At 59.5% G+C, this 19022-nt stretch carries 14 protein-coding genes; 1 reads left to right on the forward strand and 13 read right to left on the reverse strand.

Annotated features, from left to right (window positions below):
• Positions 1-258: 258 nt before the first annotated feature.
• From NZK35_RS16220 to NZK35_RS16280, 13 genes are all read right to left on the reverse strand, one after another.
• Entirely contained in the window at positions 259-2262 is a 2004-nt protein-coding gene (locus tag NZK35_RS16220) for a sulfatase-like hydrolase/transferase (RefSeq protein ID WP_259633579.1), read from the reverse strand.
• Positions 2263-2434: 172 nt separating this feature from the next.
• Entirely contained in the window at positions 2435-3163 is a 729-nt protein-coding gene (locus NZK35_RS16225; protein ID WP_259633580.1) for an ABC transporter ATP-binding protein, read from the reverse strand.
• 6 nt (positions 3164-3169) lie between these two features.
• On the reverse strand, positions 3170-4411 hold the full coding sequence (locus NZK35_RS16230) for an ABC transporter permease (RefSeq protein WP_259633581.1): 1242 nt from the start codon (positions 4409-4411) through the stop codon (positions 3170-3172).
• 7 nt (positions 4412-4418) lie between these two features.
• Positions 4419-5675 carry an efflux RND transporter periplasmic adaptor subunit gene (locus NZK35_RS16235; protein WP_259633582.1) on the reverse strand — a complete coding sequence of 419 codons (1257 nt, stop codon included), beginning with the start codon at positions 5673-5675 and terminating at the stop codon, positions 4419-4421.
• 275 nt (positions 5676-5950) lie between these two features.
• Entirely contained in the window at positions 5951-6421 is a 471-nt protein-coding gene (locus NZK35_RS16240) for a YraN family protein (RefSeq protein ID WP_259633583.1), read from the reverse strand.
• 294 nt (positions 6422-6715) lie between these two features.
• Positions 6716-7069 (reverse strand): 50S ribosomal protein L19, encoded by a 354-nt coding sequence (rplS, locus tag NZK35_RS16245; RefSeq protein ID WP_095737647.1) that lies wholly within the window; start codon positions 7067-7069, stop codon positions 6716-6718.
• Between the two features lie 99 nt (positions 7070-7168).
• A complete protein-coding gene (trmD, locus tag NZK35_RS16250) occupies positions 7169-7864 on the reverse strand; it encodes a tRNA (guanosine(37)-N1)-methyltransferase TrmD (RefSeq protein ID WP_145219954.1) in 696 nt (231 codons plus the stop codon).
• Positions 7865-7938: 74 nt separating this feature from the next.
• The gene (rpsP, locus tag NZK35_RS16255; protein WP_407699800.1) at positions 7939-8304 is read right to left on the reverse strand and encodes a 30S ribosomal protein S16; all 366 of its coding nucleotides are present in this window, start codon (positions 8302-8304) and stop codon (positions 7939-7941) included.
• Positions 8305-8413: 109 nt separating this feature from the next.
• Positions 8414-9889 carry a signal recognition particle protein gene (gene ffh, locus NZK35_RS16260; RefSeq protein WP_259633585.1) on the reverse strand — a complete coding sequence of 492 codons (1476 nt, stop codon included), beginning with the start codon at positions 9887-9889 and terminating at the stop codon, positions 8414-8416.
• 134 nt (positions 9890-10023) lie between these two features.
• Positions 10024-13257, reverse strand: a complete 3234-nt coding sequence (locus NZK35_RS16265) for an ATP-binding cassette domain-containing protein (RefSeq protein WP_259633586.1) — start codon at positions 13255-13257, stop codon at positions 10024-10026.
• Between the two features lie 139 nt (positions 13258-13396).
• Positions 13397-14548: a hypothetical protein gene (locus tag NZK35_RS16270; protein ID WP_259633587.1), complete on the reverse strand. Its 1152-nt coding sequence runs from the start codon at positions 14546-14548 to the stop codon at positions 13397-13399.
• Between the two features lie 461 nt (positions 14549-15009).
• Complete coding sequence (locus tag NZK35_RS16275) at positions 15010-16755, reverse strand: hypothetical protein (protein ID WP_259633588.1); 1746 nt, start codon at positions 16753-16755, stop codon at positions 15010-15012.
• A gap of 325 nt (positions 16756-17080) precedes the next feature.
• The gene (locus NZK35_RS16280; protein ID WP_259633589.1) at positions 17081-17653 is read right to left on the reverse strand and encodes an HAD family hydrolase; all 573 of its coding nucleotides are present in this window, start codon (positions 17651-17653) and stop codon (positions 17081-17083) included.
• 55 nt (positions 17654-17708) lie between these two features.
• Between NZK35_RS16280 and NZK35_RS16285 the strand changes: the two genes are divergently transcribed.
• Complete coding sequence (locus NZK35_RS16285; protein WP_259633590.1) at positions 17709-18953, forward strand: GspE/PulE family protein; 1245 nt, start codon at positions 17709-17711, stop codon at positions 18951-18953.
• Positions 18954-19022 lie beyond the last annotated feature (69 nt).

Here is a 19022-nt window from a genome sequence, read left to right on the forward strand (position 1 = left end):
TCTTCAGATGAGGGCCCGTAGGCTCGCGCCAAACGGCTGATATTCGTTTGACATCAGCCGGTTCGCGCCAGCGTCCGGGCCCCCTCATTCATGTTAACTTAGCGGTATTGGGCTTGAGCCGCCCACTGTCGCTGCGTAGCAGCGACAGGGAATCGCCTAAAGGCTAAACACCAACGGTTGCCGAACCCCTTATTGCTTACGCCCGCGCCATTCGCACCCGCCCCCTTTTTTTCTGCCCTCCCTCGGCGGGCAACCGGATCACTTCCGTTTCCACTGCAAACCGATCGTCACGTCGCCATCAGCCAGCGTCGTGACGGTCACCGGATGCATGCCTTGCTCGAGTCGAATCTCGGTCGAATAGGTTTCACCGGGATCGAAGCCGAAATCAGCATCGATCAACTCCGCGTCATGAATGCGGGCAAAGGTTGGTGACTTGGTCGAAAGTTTGACTTGGTAAAGTCCTGTTTCGGGGGCGACAAACACGCCACGGAACCGAACCGCTCCCTCGGCATCTTCAACGGACAGATCATCCGATCGCCCCGTCCGGATCGGATGCAGGTCGTCGACATCGGGCACGTACGGAAACGGCCCGCGGTAAATGTCATACGCCCAACCTTCCTGCTGGCTCACGTTCACCGCCGGGATCGCCACATCGTCATACGGCCGCGGTGCCGACGGATTGGCCCGGCGCAGCTGCAGCACACGGTCATGCATCTTCTTTTGCAACTCGGCGAATCTGTCGCCCGTGCCCGCCAGATCGTGAAGCTCTTTGGGATCGTTCTTCAGATCATAAATCGCAAACGGCTGGCTGTGAACCTGGATGTCGACTCGCACGCCCTTGTAGCCGTCGACAAACACCACCTGCATTTGCCGGCGTCGTTGGTTTCGTTTCGACGCATCAAAATCGTCGTACGTCGGTGTCCTGCCGCCGTTGAAATACTCGATGTAAACCTGCCCTTGGCGCTGCGTCCCCTTGCCTGTCAGCAGCGGCAACAACGAGACCCCATCCGTTCGTGCCGGCGGTGCGATCCCACCGGCACGCGCGAACGTCGGCATCCAATCGTGGAACTGAGAGGCTGAACGATCGATCGATCCGGGTGCCACCTGCCCGGGCCACCACGCCAGCGTGCCGACACGAATCCCACCCTCCCAGACGTCCCGTTTGGTTCCGTCAAAGGGACCATAAGACTGAAAGGACTGTGGCGTGTAGTTGACGCGGTTGTCTTGCGCATCGCGCAAATACGACTCGTGGTGGGGACCGTTGTCGCAACTGACGACGACCAGCGTGTTCTTGTCGATCGAGAGATCACGCAACGTCTGCAACAAGTCGCCGATGCTATGATCGATACGGCGGACCATCGTCGCAAAACGTTCTTCGACGTCCGACCAGCCCTTGCCTGTGTAGTCGGGATGCCGATACCCGTCCACCGTCCCGACCGCCGTGTTGATCATCGCCCCCGGCTTGCCGAGCCACTGCAAGCCACCGTCTAAACCGTAACCTTGGGGGAACGCAACCGATGGCAATTGAAGCGCCGCGTGTGGCGTGTCGTAGGCGAGGTACAAAAAGAACGGCTCTGTGGAACCACTTTGCACATGCTTGGCGATCCAATCTTTACTGCGGGCGGCGAACAGGTCCGTCGTGTAGCACTTGGCCAAATCCTTGCTGACCTCCTGATCGTTGTGCCAAATCTGTTTGGGCGTGCGATGCAATTCGTTGTCGCCCAGGTCCCAGTTTTCCGCCGGATAATGAACGTGACCGTCGCGGTGGCGGACATAGCCGTAGAACTCATCGAATCCACGCTTGGTCGGGTAAGCGGGCCAATCGGCCGGAGTCCAATCGTCGTCCTGGCCGTTGGTTGCACCCTGCAACCCATACTTGCCGACCAACCAGGTCTTGTACCCTGCCGCCTTCATCACCGTCGCAAGCGTGTGATTGTCTTCGAGCGCCTTGTCAAACTGATTGTCTCGCACCACCGCATGGCCTTGATGCACCCCCGTCAACAGTGACGAACGACTCGGGGCACAAACCGGCGCCGGACAATAATGGTCACGCAACTGCATCCCTTCGGCGGCCATCCGATCCAACATCGGCGTGTGATGACGTTTCGTATGCGTCGAATCATTTTGATGCAACACCCCGAAGTCCCCCCAGCCCATGTCGTCGAGCAGGATAAAGATCACATTGGGCTTGGATTCGGCGCTGGCCGTGGAGACAAACAGGACGGCGAAAAACGCGAGCGACGTGGCAAGGGAACGTAACATCGAATGCATGGATTGAGAGACAACGGAATAGCGTACGGCAAGCCAGTTTAACCGCTCGTCCAAACAATATCATTCTGCTCCCAATCATTCTGCCAATTTGCCGTACCGGAAAAGAGAGATGGCAGAACGATACGGGGCAGAATGATGGCCAGACAGGAAGCCGCAATCCTCGCTACGGGTCCCCCTCGGCATCGAGGGCCGCTTTGGCTTTGGCAAAATCGGTCGTGTCTTCGACGACCTCGCCGTCGCGGAGCACGATCGTCCGCTTGGAATTACGCGCGATGTTGGGGTCGTGCGTGACCAGAATCACCGTGATCTTTTGTGTTTCATTCAGCTCTTGGAACAACGCGATCACTTCGCGGCTGGTTTGGGAGTCCAGATTACCGGTCGGTTCATCTCCCATCAAGATCGACGGGCGGTTGACGAGCGCCCTGGCGATCGCCACGCGTTGTTGCTGACCGCCGGAGAGCTGGCTGGGATGATGATGGTAGCGGTCTCCCAACCCGACCTGATCCAAGACCTCACGCGCCCGATCATGTCGCTGGCGGGCGGACAGACGCGGCCCGTACATCAGCGGCAACTCGACGTTCTCCAACGCCGACGTCCGATTGAGCAGATTAAAGTTCTGGAACACGAAACCGAGTTGCTTGTTTCGAATCCGGGCCCGCTGGTCGCGATTCATCGAAACGATCTCCTGGCCGTCGAGCAAGTAGCTGCCGTACGTCGGCCGGTCCAAACAACCGAGTGTGTTCATCAACGTCGACTTGCCGCTGCCCGATGGACCGACCAACGCGATGTATTCTCCCCGCTGGATCTCCAAACTGACCGTGCGGAGCGCGTGCACTTGGACTTCGCCCAAGTCGTAGACGCGTCGGACATCTCGAAGCTCGATCAATGCCACGATGGATTACTCGTACCTGAGCGCGTCGATCGGGTCCAACTTGCTGGCCCGCCGAGCGGGATAGAAACCGAAAAACACGCCGACGGCTGCGGCAAATCCCATCGCGACCAGCGCGGCGGGAAACGACACCACCATCGGCCATTGCGTTCCCGGTTTGTAGGCGTTGATCAACATCGTCGCGGCCATCGACATGCCCGTTCCGAGCGCCAATCCGATCACCCCGCCGATGCTCGAGAGCACCACCGACTCGATCAGGAACTGCCACAAGATATCGCGTCCCCGTGCCCCGAGCGCCATCCGGATGCCGATCTCACGCGTCCGTTCGGTCACCGAGACCAACATGATGTTCATGATCCCGACGCCCCCGACGACCAACGAAATCCCCGCGATCGCCGACAGCATCAGCGTCAGCGTCCCGGTGATCATCCCCAACGTTCCGGCAACCTCTTCCATATCCGTGATGTCGAAGTCGTCTTCCTCCCCAGGCGCGATGTCATGTCGCTCGAGCAACAGGTTGCGAATCTGCCGCGTCGCGGCGCTCATCTGGTTGGTGCTGCGCGCCGAAACCATGATCGCGTGGATGTTGTCCATCGGTGACCCGAGCAACCGCTTTCGCACCGTCGTCTGCGGCATCAACAACAGATTGTCCTGGTCATCACCGACCATGTTGGCCCCTTTCTTGGACAGGACTCCGATCACACGCATGGGCACATTGTTGACGCGCAGCGTCTCGCCAATTGGATTGGTGGTGCGAAACAACTTCGGAATCAACGTTTGACCGATCACGCACACCTTGGCCTTGGACTCGACGTCGGCTTCGCTGAAAAACGATCCGGCCTGAAGCCCCCAATTGCGGACCAACAGAAAGTCCGTGCCGACGCCCAACATCTCCTTGGGGCTCCAGTTCTCATTGCCGTAGATGACCTGCCCGCCGGTGAACACCAGCGGTGACGCAGCCAAGACCGCCGGGCATTCCATGCGGATCGCTTCGGCATCCGCGGCGGTCAACGAAGGCGCATCGTTCTGGCGAACGCCACCGTCGGTGGTTTGCCCCGGAATCACAAAGATCACGTTGGTGCCGAGATTCTGCAACTCACCTTGCACCAGACGATTTGCGCCCTGACCGATCGACACGATCGTGGTCACCGCGGCGATCCCGATCACCACGCCGATGATCGTCAACACCGCGCGCATCTTGTTTTTCAACAAGGCCCTCAGTGCGATCCGAATGGTATCGAAGAAAGACATGGGGGAATTACTTTTTCACTTCCTCGCCGGTCACCAACAGATCACCGATCGAAAGCGATCCCGACTTCAGCTCGGTGAATCCGCTTTCGCTCAAACCGGTTTCGATCTCCACCGCGCGCAACCACTTTCCATCGACGACCCAGACGTGACGCTTGTTCCGCACCCTTCGCTTCTCCGCTTTCTCCGTGGCCGACAGCTGCCGCTCTTCGTCATCCCGATCTCGTTTCGTGCTCCACATCGACCCATCAATCAGATGCCGATCGGACTCATGCACCCACTGGACATCTTCAGGAAAGAAACGGAGTGCGGCGTTGGGCAATTTAGGCACGTCGCTGATCGAATCGACTTCGAATGAGATGCTCGCTGTCATTCCCGGCAACAGTTTCAAGTCGGGATTGCTGGTCACAATGACGACGGGATAGGTGACCACGTTCTGATTGGCGACGCTGCTGACGCGAATCTGTTCGATTTCACCGCTGAACAACTCATCGGGATGGGCGTCGACGGTGAAGGTCACCGGCCTTGATTCAGCTTGAGCCTTTTGGACCAGTCCGATGTCCGCTTCGTCGACGGAGGCGAACACGTGAACCTTGTCACGTAGATCAGGGGCGACAATAAACAGTTCCGGCGTCTGAAACGAAGCCGCAAGCGTTTGGCCGGGATCGATTTTGCGGTCGATGATCACGCCGTCGACCGGAGCCGTGATTTCACAGTAATTCAAGTTCGCACGCGAATTTTCCAACGATGCCTCGGCCTGCTCAATCATCGCGTACGCGACTTTCAACTGAGCTTCCAGCGACTTCACTTCGAACACCAACGCGTCCATTTCGCTATCGGAGAGGAATCCGACTTTCTTGGTGTACAACTTCTGCCCCCGTTCGTAGCTGTTGTTGGCCTGGACCAGCTCCGCTTCGATCCGTTCCAGTTCCGCCTTTCTCGTGGCCAAGGTTGCTTCGTCCCTGGCGACGTCGGCTTTGAAGAGCCGCGGATCGATCGTCGCCAGCACATCCCCCTTCTTGACCTCGTCGTTGAAATCAACATTCAACTCCTCGATCGGCCCCGAGACCACCGAACCGACCACGACCGATCGGACCGGACGGACCGAGCCGGTGGAGTTGACATAACGTGTCACGTCTCCGCGGACGATCGGCGCGGTTTCCCACTTCACCCGATGACGTTCTTCCCAATACGTCCGCGCCGGTTTGTATCCGACTGTACCAATGCCAGCCAAAACGCCAATCACGACCAGCATTTTGAGAAGCATCTTCATTCGACTGTGGGGTGGGAGGCAGAATCTGACCAACGCCCTTCCAAGTCTAGTTGATCGACGACCCGGGCAAGACCGTTTGCATCGAATTCGCGTCGCGATTGAAAATCTTGGCACCGCGGGCATCCGTGTTGGTGTGCAGGCTTCAGCCGCCCGGTGTCGCTGCTCCGCAGCGAATGGGAACGCCTAAGGCTGGACACCAACGGTTGCTTCAGCCCGTGCCATTCGAACCTGCCTCGATCGATTTCATGTCCCACGCGGACTCACCCGCTTCAGGCCCACATTTGGAAATCACCGGCGGCTTCGAACGCGTGTTCGTAATGCTCGATCTTGACCGGCATCGGTTCGCCCCTGGGCCACCAGATCGCGATCACGTCGAAACGGCAAGACGCGCCGAGCAGTTTGCGACGCTTGAGAAATCGCAGCGCCGCCCGGGTGATCCGCGCCTGCTTGTTTTCATCAACCCGATCCGCCGGATGGCCCGGGCGAGTCGTTTGCAGCGTCTTGACTTCGACGAAGATCACCGTGCGGGACTTCTTGTCGGCGGCAATCAAATCGATTTCGCCGCCACGGTCAGATTCACTTTCGGCGACCACCACGAATCCCTTTTGGCGCAGCAACCGTGCCGCCACCTGCTCGCCCTGTCGGCCGATCGGAGCATCGGGATCGACTCGCCCGTAACGCCACTGGGAATAACGATCCAGAAGCTGCCGGATGAAACGCGGGGGCGTTGGACGTCTCATGGGCAAACACGAGCGGGATGGACTTCCGGTCTGTCGACCCTGAAATGACAGGCTGGAAGCCTATCCCACGTTCGCTGCTCCCGATTGGGTACAGCGAAAAATCCGCAGTCAGGTTCGTAGGTCAGGCTGTGCCTGACGACGCGTTGGCATGCACAGCATGCCCTACGGTTGTCGCCATGTCGTGAACCGTTGGTGTCTAGCCTTTAGGCGATTCCGGGTCGCTGCGACGCAGCGACCGTGGGCGGCTAAAGCTTGCACACCAACACGCATGCCTGCACCATGTTGACGAGCGGTCTACGATCGGCGGCGTTCTTTCAGACGCACGGCTTTGCCGACTCGGCCACGCAAGAAGTACAGTTTCGCGCGACGCACGACACCGCTCCGCTTGACTTCGACCTTCTCGATCCGGGGGCTGTGCAGCGGGAACTTTCGCTCCACACCCTCACCGGAGACGATCCGTCGGACGGTAAACATCTCTTTGGATCCGCTGCCGGAGAGGGCGATCACGACACCGGTGAAGACCTGGATCCGCTCCTTGTTGCCTTCCAGAATTCGCAAGTGAACGTCAACGGTGTCGCCGATTTCGAACTGCGGCGGGTTCTCTTTGATCGCGGTCTGCTCGACCTTGTCCAGAATGGCTTGGCTCATCGTACTACTCTCTTCGTCTGACTGATCGCCGAAGTCGCCAGACTTCGGGCGTGGAATTCAAGTTCCCGGAAACTGGCGAATCCGGTTGTCTGGTGCTGTCTACTCTTCTTCATCGAGCAAATCCGCTCGACGTTGTTTCGTTCTGATTCGACTTTGCTCGGCCCGCCACGCGGCGATCGCTTCGTGGTTGCCGCCGAGTAAGACTTCGGGCACGTGGTGCCCTCGAAAGTCTCGCGGTCGCGTGTACTGCGGAAACTCCAACAACCGATTTCCGCGGCTGAAGGAATCGTCCACATGACTGTTTTGATCACCCAACACGCCGGGCAGCAACCGCACGACGCCGTCGATGATCGTCATCGCCGCGACCTCGCCTCCGTTCAAGACGAAATCGCCGACACTGACTTCCTCTGGTTCTAATATGTCGACCACTCGTTGGTCGAACCCTTCGTAACGCCCGCACAGCAACAGGACTCGGTCGCTGAGTGCCAAGTCCTCCGCCATGCGTTGGTCAAATCGCTCGCCTTGCGGCGTCAGCATGATCTTTCGCGACGGAGTTTCCGCCATCCGCTCGATGTCTTCCACACAAGGCACCGTGACATCGACTTGCAACAGCATGCCCGGGCCTCCCCCGAAGGGCCGATCATCCACTTTCCGGTGCGGCGTGTCGGCGGCCCAGTCACGCAGGTCATGTCGGTGAATTTCGACCAGCCCTTTGGCGATCGCTTTTTCCAACAGACTTTGCGTCAGGTAGCCGTCGAAGATCGCCGGGAACAGCGTGACGATGTCAAATCGCACTCGTGTCTCTCCCGGGATCCAAATTACCGTTGAACAGGTGACCGATGAAACGCGGACGAATCAGCAATCCGGAATCACTCGGCGGTCGCTTCGGCTTCGGCAACCGACTCACCTTCGGCGGCAGCTTCTTCGGCTGGCGCTTCTTCAGCGGCGGGTTCTTCTTTGGCCAACGGCTTGGGTGCTTCGGCGGGTGCCGGGGTGTATTCTTTTCGCTTGCCGAGTCGCGCGAGCGCTTCTTTTTGAGCCTCCAGGTGCGTCCCGTCGGTGCCGTACTTCTTGATCAGCACGGCGACCTTTTCACTCGGCTGCGCGCCGACGCTCAACCAGTGGTCGACGCGATCGCTCTTGAGTTGAACGCGGGCGTCGGTTTCGGGGCACATCGGGTCGTAATACCCCAACTCTTCGATCACCCGACCGTCGCGCGGCGACCGTTGGTCCATTGCGCAGACTCGGAAGAAAGGTCGGTGGGTGCGACCCATCTTTTTCAGACGGATTCGAACTGACATTTCAAACTCACTCCAGGAAAAAACAAATTGTGTTGGTGAACTGCTATCTCTTGTTTCGTCGCTTTTGACGCTTCAACTTGTCACGTTGCTTTCGCAACTTGGCGCGTTCGGCGTTTGACAATCGCTTGCCGGTACCTTTTTTGACACGCATGCCGTCCAGGCTGCCATTGCCACTGGCCATCGCCCCCTGCAACTGCTGCATCATCTTGGCCCGATCCATCATCGAGCCGCCGGCCATGCCCTGCATCAACGGTTTCATGATGTCGAACTGCTTGACCAACTGGCTGATCACCGGCGTTTGCACGCCGGCACCCTTGGCAATCCGCGTCCGACGCGAGGCGTCGATGAGCTTGGGATTCCGGCGTTCTTCCGCGGTCATGGCATTGATCGCGCCGATCGTCTGCCGAATGCCCCCGGCCGCCTCTTCGCTTTCCAAAGCTTCCTTGAACTGCCCCATGCCGGGCATCAAGCCCATCATTCGGCCCATCAAGCCAGGCTTGCTGACTTTCTCCATCATGTTCTTAAAATCGTCCAACGTGAAGTCGCCAGAGGCCATTTTGGCCTCCAACTCCTCGCGTTCCTTCTCGTCGACGATCCGATGGGCTTCCGCGGCGGCGGCCACGATGTCGCCCATCTGCAAGATTCGGCCGGCCATCCCCTCGGGACGAAACGGCTCCAGTGCGTCAAAATGCTCGCCGGTTCCGATGAATTTGATCGGGACGCCGGTGACGTGCTTGACCGACAACAACGCCCCGCCGCGGGCGTCGCCGTCCAACTTGGTCATCACCACCCCGTCCAGCTCGAGCGACTTGTTGAACGCGTCGGCACTGTTGACGGCATCCTGGCCGGTCATCCCGTCGACCACCAGGTAAACCTGATCCGGGGCGACCTTTTTGTCGATCCGCGCCAATTCCGCCATCAACTCCTCGTCGATGGCCAGACGCCCGGCGGTGTCCAAAATCACGACCCGCGAACCGTCCGTTTCGGCCTTGGCGACGCCGTTCTTGCAGACCTGGACGGGATTCTTGTTGTCCGGCTCGCTGTAGACCGGCACGCCCAATTGCTCGCCGATCACCTTCAATTGCTCGATCGCCGCCGGCCGCTGCAGGTCAGCGGCCACCAGCGTCGGCTTGATCTTTTGCTCGATCAACAACTGCGCCAACTTGCCGCAGGTCGTCGTCTTTCCGCTCCCCTGCAAGCCGCACAACATGATGATCGTCGCGCCATCTTTCTTCAGATGGATCGACGGGTCGACCGGTCCCAAAATCGAAACCAGCTCGTCGTGGACGATTCGCACCAGTTCTTGTTCCGGTCGCAGGCTCAGCAGCACCTTTTTGCCGAGCGCCCGCTCGGTCACGTGCCCCATGAACTCCTGCACGACCGGATAACTGACATCCGCTTCCAACAGAGACCGCTGAACGATCTCCAACCCCTCGCGCATATTGCCCTCGGACAGCTTGCCTTTGCCACGCAAGCTCTTAAATGCCGATTGCAATCCGTCTGAAAGGGAATCAAACACGCTGAAACAGGAAAATTACGAGTGTAAAAAGCATCAGGCACCCTCCGAAGCACCCAACGGGCGCACCGATAGCGGGCGCGGGAAAGCCCGGCAGTGTACGAGGGGCAGTGCCATTTTGTAAATGGAGAAAGCCCCTACTTTGCCAGCGGTTTCTCCGGTTCGGCCAACCCGGTGACCGCCAACACCCACTCTAGTGGATCGTCCGCGGACACCAAACCGGTGTGAGTCAGCGAAAAAGTCTTCCTGCTCGCCGGATTCGGCAACCCCAACGCACTCTCCACCGTCACCGCACCATCACCCAATCCCTCAAACAGCTCCTCCGCCTTCATCAACGCCTCGACGCGGGCGGCATAGGCCGGAGAAACCGCCAGCCGGGCCAGTTCAGCGGGCAGACTGGCCGCCAAACGCTCACGCCGCGACGCGGTCAGAAAACTCTTCGTCCCCGCCGCCAAGTGGAACCGAATCCCCGCCGGCCGGTCCCGGCGATGCAAACGCAGCAAAAATTCGCTCTGCGGATCCAACGCCTCGGCCGCCTCCCCGCGCCCGTCGGCGATCGTGTTGAGCGCCCCCGGAGTCCCGGTGATCAACCGAAACGCCACGTCGAACAGTTCCAGCTCGTCATGAAACGCCGCCAGGGCCGAGCCGCGAAACGGAGTCCCCAGCGTCACCACGTGGGGGACGATTCGCGACGGGAAGTCAGGCTCGGTGACCGCCCAAGTCGACACCAGACCGCCGAGCGAATGAGCCACCAAATGGACCCGCACGCCAGGATGGTCCCGCCCGAATTCGACGAGCTGCTCGGCCAGCCGACTGCCGATCTCACCGGGAGGCCCGTCGTTGGGGTACTCAAACCGCATCGACACGATCTCACGCTCGGCCAACGCATCAGCCGCACGATCAAACGTGGACTCGCTGCCCTCCAATCCGTGCACAAACACCACGACGTCGTCCGAATCGCCGACGTCCTCCCGCCCGATCAGCCGCGGCGGCGCCAATTGTTTCATCAGTTCCCACTTGGGCGTCTGTTTCAACTCGATCACCAACTCGCGGTCGTTGAGCGTGAACTCGATCTTGCCGACCAGCTCCAAGGCCACCAACCCGATGCGATCTTGATTGCCGAGCTCCCTCCACCGCGGAGCATCACCGGCTCGTCCGCCCAAGGTGCGGCGCAACTTGGTTTCGTCATAACGCCCGTCGACCAACGGCAATCGAATCGTGCTCGACGCCGGCTGGTCGGGTTGCGGGATGGGCTGCTGGCAGGACGCGGCGTTCGGGATGACGGCCAGCACCAGGCCGGCAACCAGCATCGCCGCAGCACGGACGCGACGAATCCCCAGCCGCGTCGACTGCATCCACAGCACGATCCACGACGCCACAAAACACAGCCCGGAGATCAACGCCAGCGCGGCGGCCGATGTCCACTGGACCCCGCCTGCCCGCTCGGGTGGCTCGGTCGTCACCGCAAACGAACGCAAACACTGGTCACCGTACCGGGACAGCGTCGCATACGAAAAAAGAGACGTGGCCCACAGCGGTCGTTGTTCTTCCACCCAATCGTCCTCCCACTCGTCTTCCCAATCCTCCTCGTCACCGACTTCATCGTCGTCCGATTCAGCCGGAAACACCGTCAAGGAATCATAGTCGGCCAGCGGCTCGTAGCCGTCGGGATCCGAAATCGCAAACGGCGCGCTAAACAGGATCTGAAACATCATCACGACCGGCAAGATCGCGGCGGCCACCAACGGCGCCCGCCCGGCCGCCGCCGAGATCAGCAATCCGAGCATCGTCGCGGCGACCGAGACGCCCAACAAACAGACGACGACCCCGGGCAGCTGCGTCACCCGCTCGTCGACAAAAAACGAACGCGCCAGCCAACGGTCACGGATCATGTACAACAATCCCGCAAACACCAGGGTCTGCAAGAACCCGGCAAACGAAAGCACTACCGACTTGGCCGCCAGCACTTGCCCCCAGGTCACACCGTAGGAACGTTCGTAGTCGTAAAGCTCTCGATCGCGGGTGATCGACAGATGGCTGCCGCTGGCCGACATCCAAATCACCGACACCACCGCCAGGAACCCCAATCGGTTGATCGGTGCCATTTCGCCATACAGCCCATCGGCGACGTCCCGATCGGGATCCGTCGGCACGCTGATCGCGATCGCCACGGCAAACAAGACCGGAACCAACAGCACGCCGATCACGACGTGCGGGATGCGGATCGGCCCCAGAGCGAGACGCGACAAGTTGGGCGAAGTCAGTTTTTGGCGTTCGCGACGAAGCAGAATCGCCATCCGATTTGCAACGCGGTACAGGGCGGACGGAACATCATCGTCGTCGTCCGTCGATCCCGACTGCTCCGCCGCCGGCAACGCGTCACCGGCATCTTCGACCACACCTCCCTCCGGCGTCGGCCGCATCGTGATCACGCGATCAAACGACTGCAGCACATGTCGGTGGTGGGTCACGGCGACAATGGTCGCCCCACGGACGGCCAACGAGTGCAACAGCGCAATCACTTCGCCGGCTGTTTCGTGATCCAGTCCGCTGTCGGGCTCGTCCAGCACGATCACGCCGGCTCCGGACAACAACGCACCGGCGATTCGAAACCGTCGCAACTGTCCGCCACTGAGTTCCGCCGGAAACTTCTCCTTGGCCGACGTCGGTAGCCCCACCGAATCAAGCGCCGCATCGATCTCAAACGGCAGCAGATCGCGTTGATAGAAACCCGCGATCGCCTGCAACGCATCGCCGAGCCTTAAATCTTGGTGCACCAAATCACGCTGCGGAACAAAGAACACACGTCCGCCCGTTTCGACATCATCGGCCAATCCGCTGCCGTCGCGAATGGTTTCCAACAACGTCGACTTGCCGCAACCGCTGGGACCGACCAACGCCGTCATCTGGCCACGCGCCAGGTGCAACTTGGTCGCCGTCAAACGGCCTTCGACTTCCGCATCCACGGCGAGATCGAACCCGGCGATCGGCGTGACCGGTGCCAAAATGCGTTTGGTCTGGTTGAACCTCCACGCCAGCGGACCGATTTGAACCACCGCGCCGTCGACCAACGGACACAGACGCGTTGATCGACCATCGACAAACACGCTTGCCTGGTCCGCACACAAATCGACCAACCAGATCGAATCGGAGTCGCCGGACAAAAACGCCACGTGACGCTCTTGCAGATCGCGATGGCGAAACGCCTGGACATCAAACCCGTCCATTGCCTGATCACTGCGGCCAACGATCACCCCGTCATGATCGGCCAACCGAATCAACGCGCCCGCATTCTGAAATTCGATCGGTGGCCGAGTCGCGGTCGCCCCAGTCTGTTTCGGCGCCACATCCAACGCCCGGTAGGTGGCCATCGGGAACCCGCATCGCGAACAACTCCCCTGCCCTGCCCCGCCATCGATCCCACAATGCGGACACGCCTCGCCGATCTCGCCCTCCATTTTTTGACCACTCAATTTTTTGACCCAGTTCCCCGCTCACGACTTCACCCGTTCACTGTCCCTTGCCCAGCAACTTCGCTTCGTATCGAAAATCCGTTTTCACGTCGCGTTGCCATTTGGTTCCGAACAACAAGTGATTCTTGCTCCGGACGTTGGCCTGGATGTCACAGGTCCCGTTGGCCTGCATCACCAGGTAGTCGTTCTTTCCGTAGAACACACGTCCCTGAATGCCCCGCACGCGGGCGTCATACTTCTTGGCGTTCTGGTCGAGCGACATCGTCAGTTCGCCGCGTTGAATCGCCAACTGACGGCAGGTCTGTCCGTCATAGGTTTCATCACGGAGGTACTTGAGTTTCAGCGAACCGTCGGACTGGCCGCCTTGCTGATGCACCATCATGCCGCTGGCGTCTTTCGCATCGACGTCCCAAGTATCGCCGACGGGACGATCGACGTTTTCCATCACGTAGTAATCCAGTAGCGGATCGGCGGCTTCGGCCCAACGTCGAATGTCATCGAGCTTGACGGTCACCGGGCCATCGGTTTGCCGGACGCGTGTCACGCCGAGCCCGTTGGACCAGACCACTTCAAAGGTGCATCCGGAATACTGCGCGGGGTCCTCGACCAGTTGCGCTTCATCAATTTGCGTCAATCTTTCCACATCAAATCCGCTGACTTCGGCCAACCGCGTCAACGCTCGCTCGTACCTCGGATCGACTTTCCCGTAGGTGATCAGCAACTTGTAGGCGACATCGGCCGGCGGCAGCGTCGTCCGCGTGATGTCGAGTAATTGTTCCAAGCCGATCTTTAGAATCGGAGACGCTTCGCTAAAGTCAGCCACGCGCAACCGTTTCTCACTCGTGATCCGCTGCTGGGACGCTTCCAAGACGTTGATCTCAAACGTCACGTCGCCGAACTGGTTAGCCACCACACGGGTCTTGCTGGAATAGCGGTTCGTATAAACCACATTCGTACGGCCTTCGATGCCCCAGTTCTCGTTGACCGCCAACCCGCGAATCCGCAGCACCTTCGACGCGGCCCACGACTTGCCGACCGGGTAGCGTCGCAACAACTCACGCGTGTCGATCTTCGCCCGCTTCGCTGCCGCCGACTTCTCCGAACCCAACGACAGCCAATCACTCGGATCGATCGCCGACGATGACGACGACGCAGCAATGGCCATCAAGAAACAAAGCAGATAACGCATTCGTGTGGTCTCCAAGCGATTTCGAAAGTTGAGCGGTGAGCGGGGGTTTCAGGTTTCAGGTTTCAGGTTTCAGGTTTCAGGTTTCAGGTTTCAGGTTTCAGGTTTCAGGTTTCAGGTTTCAGGTTTCAGGTTTCAGGTTTCAGGTTTCAGGTTTCAGATTTCAGATTTCAGATTTCAGATTTCAGATTTCAGATTTCAGATTTCAGATTTCAGATTTCAGATTTCAGATTTCAGATTTCAGATTTGACAGCGGAGCGATGGACGCATCGACGTGTGCAAACAGTCCGCACGGTTGAATGACACAAATCAATTCCTGACGCTTCCTCTACACGTCACTCCCAACATCCTGCCTTCCCATCATTCTGCCCCGTAATATTCTGCCCCCCCCCTTCTCCCTGCCCCCATCGTTTTGCCCCCATCGTTTTGCCCCCATCGTTTTGCCCCCGATTTCCCTGCCCCCATCACTCCAGCCCGAAGGGTAAATCATCCATCGGGTCCACCACTTTCCGTTTCTCCGCTTCCACCACCGCGACCGACGACGCATCCAGCTTCACCGGAGGCCCGAAACGGGCGTTGGTCGACAGCAGCACGGCGTAACCGCTTTCGCTGTTTTCCAATCTCAACCCCTTGGCCAACTGCCAGGCCAACAGCGGGCTGTCAAACGTGTGCTCGATCACCGTTCGGTCCCAATAGGGGATCGAACTATCTTGTTTCAGCCAATACGACAGCGTCTGGCCGGCATGGTAATCATCAATCTGCACGGCAATCGATGCATCACCGCCGTCGGTCGACTCCCAAGTCCAATCCAGCGATTCAGAATCCGCTGGCGTTTCGAATCCGATGACGTGTGCCACAAACGAATTGCCTTCCCCGACCTTGACCACGCGGGTCCTCAGATCGAAGGACCGGAGTTCCAGCGCCTCGGCGAGCCATTGCCCTAGAAACTCTTTCACCAAACCCGACGGCATCAGATCATGCTGTGTCCTGATTTCCTCGATACTGCGATTGCTGCGTGCCCACTCGGTCCATCGGGCATGGGCTCGGCCAAGCGATGAAATCCGATCTTGAGCGTCTTGGACGGCATCATCATCCCAGGGCGTATCGACCGCCCGCTGGATCAGTCGACGCAGTGTTTCATCAATGGTCCGCCACTGCTTTTGACCGGGCAATTGCTGCAGCCCGATCAATCGATCGCGCCATTGACTGGGCTGGAAATTGACAGACGCATCGATCGCTTGTTCCAACGACCGATCGGCAAACTCCGTCGTCCAACGTCCGCGATCATTCGGACGCACGACCGCCGGTTCGGGGACCGCAACGGCCACGGGCAGCGCGTCGGCCACGGGCAGCGCGTCGGCCACAGGCGAAGTGATCGACTGCGGCGTGGCGTTTCCCAAGGTTTCGGCCCGGCGCTGCAACTCCTCAACTTGGCCGGCCAGCATCGCAATCTGTCGATCGTGCTGTGCATTCATGTTGCGATACAGCGTCACGCCAACTGTGACCAGCGTCAACAACAAGACGGCAACGGAGACGAACACCGAGGTGCGATGGCCGGCCGCGGGACGCGTCGTCAGTTTGCCGATCGCGGCGTCATCGACTTTGCCCGCCGCCCCTTCACGGATCAAGGCGATTGCGAGTTTGCGAAGTCGCCGATCACCCCGCGAGCGTTTCAGATTTTTGATCAGACTTTCGACGAACTTCCCGTCCTGGCGACTGAGTTCCCAAATCTTGTGCACCGAGGCGGACGAAAGTGCGATTTCCGCCAAGACGATTCCCAGCGCGTACCAATCGTCAGCCGGTTGCGGCGGCTTGCCCGATTGAAGTCGCGCGGCGGTCCAGTACATCGATTCGGGATCACCGTGGTGGACGGCATCGGTTTGCGCCGCGCGCGACGGATCGATCCACAGCGTGGCGGCGGGCTCGGTTTCGGATCCGCGATTGTGAAACGCCGTCGACGTGATCCGCCCATAGCACAGCCCGGCCTGATGCAGCGTCTTGAGCGATCGGGCGACGTCGACCCAGGAATCGGCCAAAGACCGCTGGGCCGTTTGCGGCAGCCCATCGATCGGCAAGGGGTCGAATTGGCGAAACGCATGGACCGCCCGACCGTCGTCGTCGGTAACGGAGATCGGAAGCGAGCATCCCGGCAGCAGCTTGCCCGCGTCAAGCGTCGAGAATTCAGAACGATTGACGTCGTGGCGAATCATCTCGGCTCAGGCGTGAATACGGGTCAATCCGGGCGCAGGGAACGCCGCTCCCCCGGGGCGACGGAGCGATGCACAAAGGATAGCACGCCGGAAGCGGCCGAGCGCTCCATCAACTTTTAGTTCAGGGGCCTCGGAAAAGGGGGGCAGGCTGAAACTTGCGGAGCGATGAAACGAAGACAGAGCCCACGGATGGCAGCGCGAACCCACGGATTTTTGCACCCTGTCATCCGTGGGTTCGCGCTGCTATCCGTGGGTATTATTTTCGATGGGTAGCGTGTGAAATCGCTGGAGTGCTCCGTTAAAATTGAATCTTAGGGTTGCAGCCCTAGCGGACATCGACCCAATCCATCCCGGCAGCCTCGGCGGCTTGGAATCCGAGCGGAGAATCCTCAAAAACGACACAGTTTTCCGGAGCGACCCCGATTCGCCGCGCCGCTTCCAGAAAAACATCCGGCTCGGGCTTATGACGCTCGGTGTCTTCGGACGTGACGACGACGGGAAACCAGTGGTCGATCCCCAGTGCGACCAATTGCTTTTCGACCACGACTCGGCCGCTGCCACTGGCCACCGCCATCGGTTTTTTCCCCCGAAACGCCGCCGCGATCTGGCAAACGGCGTGCATCGGCTGGACCTGATCGATCAAACTCTGAAAATGCGTTTCTTTTTCCGCCGCGACCGCTTCGGCGTCCACCTGCAGACCGCGTTCTTTGGCCAACAGGGCGACAATCTTGGCACTCGGCATCCCTCCCATCGAATAGAATCGGTCTTCCTCGAATTCCATTGCGTACCGCATCAACGTGTCACGCCACGCCACGTAATGCACCGGCATCGAATCGGCCAGCGTGCCGTCGCAGTCAAAGATCAAGCCCTCGTATCGTTCAAAATCGTTCACGTTCATCGTCACAGAATCGCAGAAGACGCAGCGTTCCGGAACCCGACCCCCGTTTTTCTCCATGAACCAGCCCCCGCAAATCACTCCGAAGGTGTCGGCTTCGACGCCCTCCATGAAAGACGAGCTGCAGAGCGACAAAACAGGCAGTGAGAACATTGCGTTTTGTGACTCGATCTTTGCCAAAGCCTTCAAGGCGGGCGCGTCGGACATTCACTTCGAACCCTTCGAGCAGGCGTTTCGCGTCCGCATGCGGGTCGACGGCGTGCTGTCCCAAATCGCCGCCGGCCCCGCCGCCGATTACCCCCAACTCTCCTCGCGGGTCAAAGTCCTATCGGAATTGGACATCGCCGAACGTCGGCGGCCCCAGGAAGGCCGATTGAAATTGGTCATCGACAATCGCAGCATCGACTATCGGGTGTCATCGGTCCCCACCCGCTTCGGCGAAAAAATTGTGTTGCGGGTCGTCGACGCGACCGGGCTGAAAGCCGACCTGACCAAACTGGGCATGAACCCCAAAGAAGCCCAGTTGATGGCCCAGGCGACCGGACAGCAGTACGGCATGTGCCTGGTCACCGGACCGACCGGCAGCGGAAAAACCACGACGCTCTACTCCGCGCTCAATCGCCTGAACCAGATGGACCGCAACATCTCGACGATCGAAGACCCGGTCGAATTTGACGTGTTCGGCATCACCCAGATCAACGTCAAACGGGAACTGAACATGGACTTCGCCCAAGTCCTGCGGTTGCTGTTGCGTCAAGACCCGGATGTGATTCTGGTCGGCGAAATCCGCGACACCGAAACCGCCAAGACGTCATTCCAAGCAGCGATGACCGGCCACATGGTGCTGTCGACGCTGCACACCAACGACACCGTGTCGGCCATCGCGCGGCTGCGCGACATGGAAATCGAACCGTTTTTGATCACCGCGGGTCTGAACGTCATCGTCGCACAGCGGCTCGTGCGACGAATTTGCCCACACTGCAGAGCCCCCGTCACGATCTCCGCCGCCCAACTCAAATCGCTCGGCATCAGCGAAGAACAGGCCGCCAAAGCAAGCTTCCATCGCGGCCGGGGCTGCGTCAAATGCAACGGATCAGGCTGTCGCGGCCGAGTCGCGATCTTTGAAATGCTGACGCTCTCGTCCAAGCTTCGCGACATGATCTTTGAAAATGCATCGGTCGAAGCACTCCGAAAACAAGCGATCAAGGAAGGCATGCGAACGCTGCGTGTCAGTGCGCTCAGCAAAGCGTTTCAAGGCATGATCACGCTGGAAGAAGCCGCCCTGTTCTCCGGCCGCAGCTAGTGCGTCGTCAATTTTTGAAACTTGGGGTGCGTGACCCGAATGGCACGGGCAAGAGTGTTGGTGTGCAGG

It is taken from the genome of Stieleria sedimenti, assembly GCF_025060895.1.
In the GTDB taxonomy this organism is placed as follows: Bacteria; Planctomycetota; Planctomycetia; order Pirellulales; family Pirellulaceae; genus Stieleria; species Stieleria sedimenti.

Coding starts and splice junctions, on each gene's coding strand:
- NZK35_RS16235 (WP_259633582.1), bottom strand. CDS start 5,675: ATGCTTCTCAAAATGCTGGTCGTGATTGGCGTTTTGGCTGGCATTGGT.
- NZK35_RS16275 (WP_259633588.1), bottom strand. CDS start 16,755: ATGATTCGCCACGACGTCAATCGTTCTGAATTCTCGACGCTTGACGCG.
- rplS (WP_095737647.1), bottom strand. CDS start 7,069: ATGAGCCAAGCCATTCTGGACAAGGTCGAGCAGACCGCGATCAAAGAG.
- NZK35_RS16280 (WP_259633589.1), bottom strand. CDS start 17,653: ATGAACGTGAACGATTTTGAACGATACGAGGGCTTGATCTTTGACTGC.
- NZK35_RS16240 (WP_259633583.1), bottom strand. CDS start 6,421: ATGAGACGTCCAACGCCCCCGCGTTTCATCCGGCAGCTTCTGGATCGT.
- NZK35_RS16265 (WP_259633586.1), bottom strand. CDS start 13,257: ATGGCCACCTACCGGGCGTTGGATGTGGCGCCGAAACAGACTGGGGCG.
- NZK35_RS16220 (WP_259633579.1), bottom strand. CDS start 2,262: ATGTTACGTTCCCTTGCCACGTCGCTCGCGTTTTTCGCCGTCCTGTTT.
- NZK35_RS16285 (WP_259633590.1), top strand. CDS start 17,709: ATGAACCAGCCCCCGCAAATCACTCCGAAGGTGTCGGCTTCGACGCCC.
- NZK35_RS16230 (WP_259633581.1), bottom strand. CDS start 4,411: ATGTCTTTCTTCGATACCATTCGGATCGCACTGAGGGCCTTGTTGAAA.
- NZK35_RS16270 (WP_259633587.1), bottom strand. CDS start 14,548: ATGCGTTATCTGCTTTGTTTCTTGATGGCCATTGCTGCGTCGTCGTCA.
- rpsP (WP_407699800.1), bottom strand. CDS start 8,304: ATGGACCAACGGTCGCCGCGCGACGGTCGGGTGATCGAAGAGTTGGGG.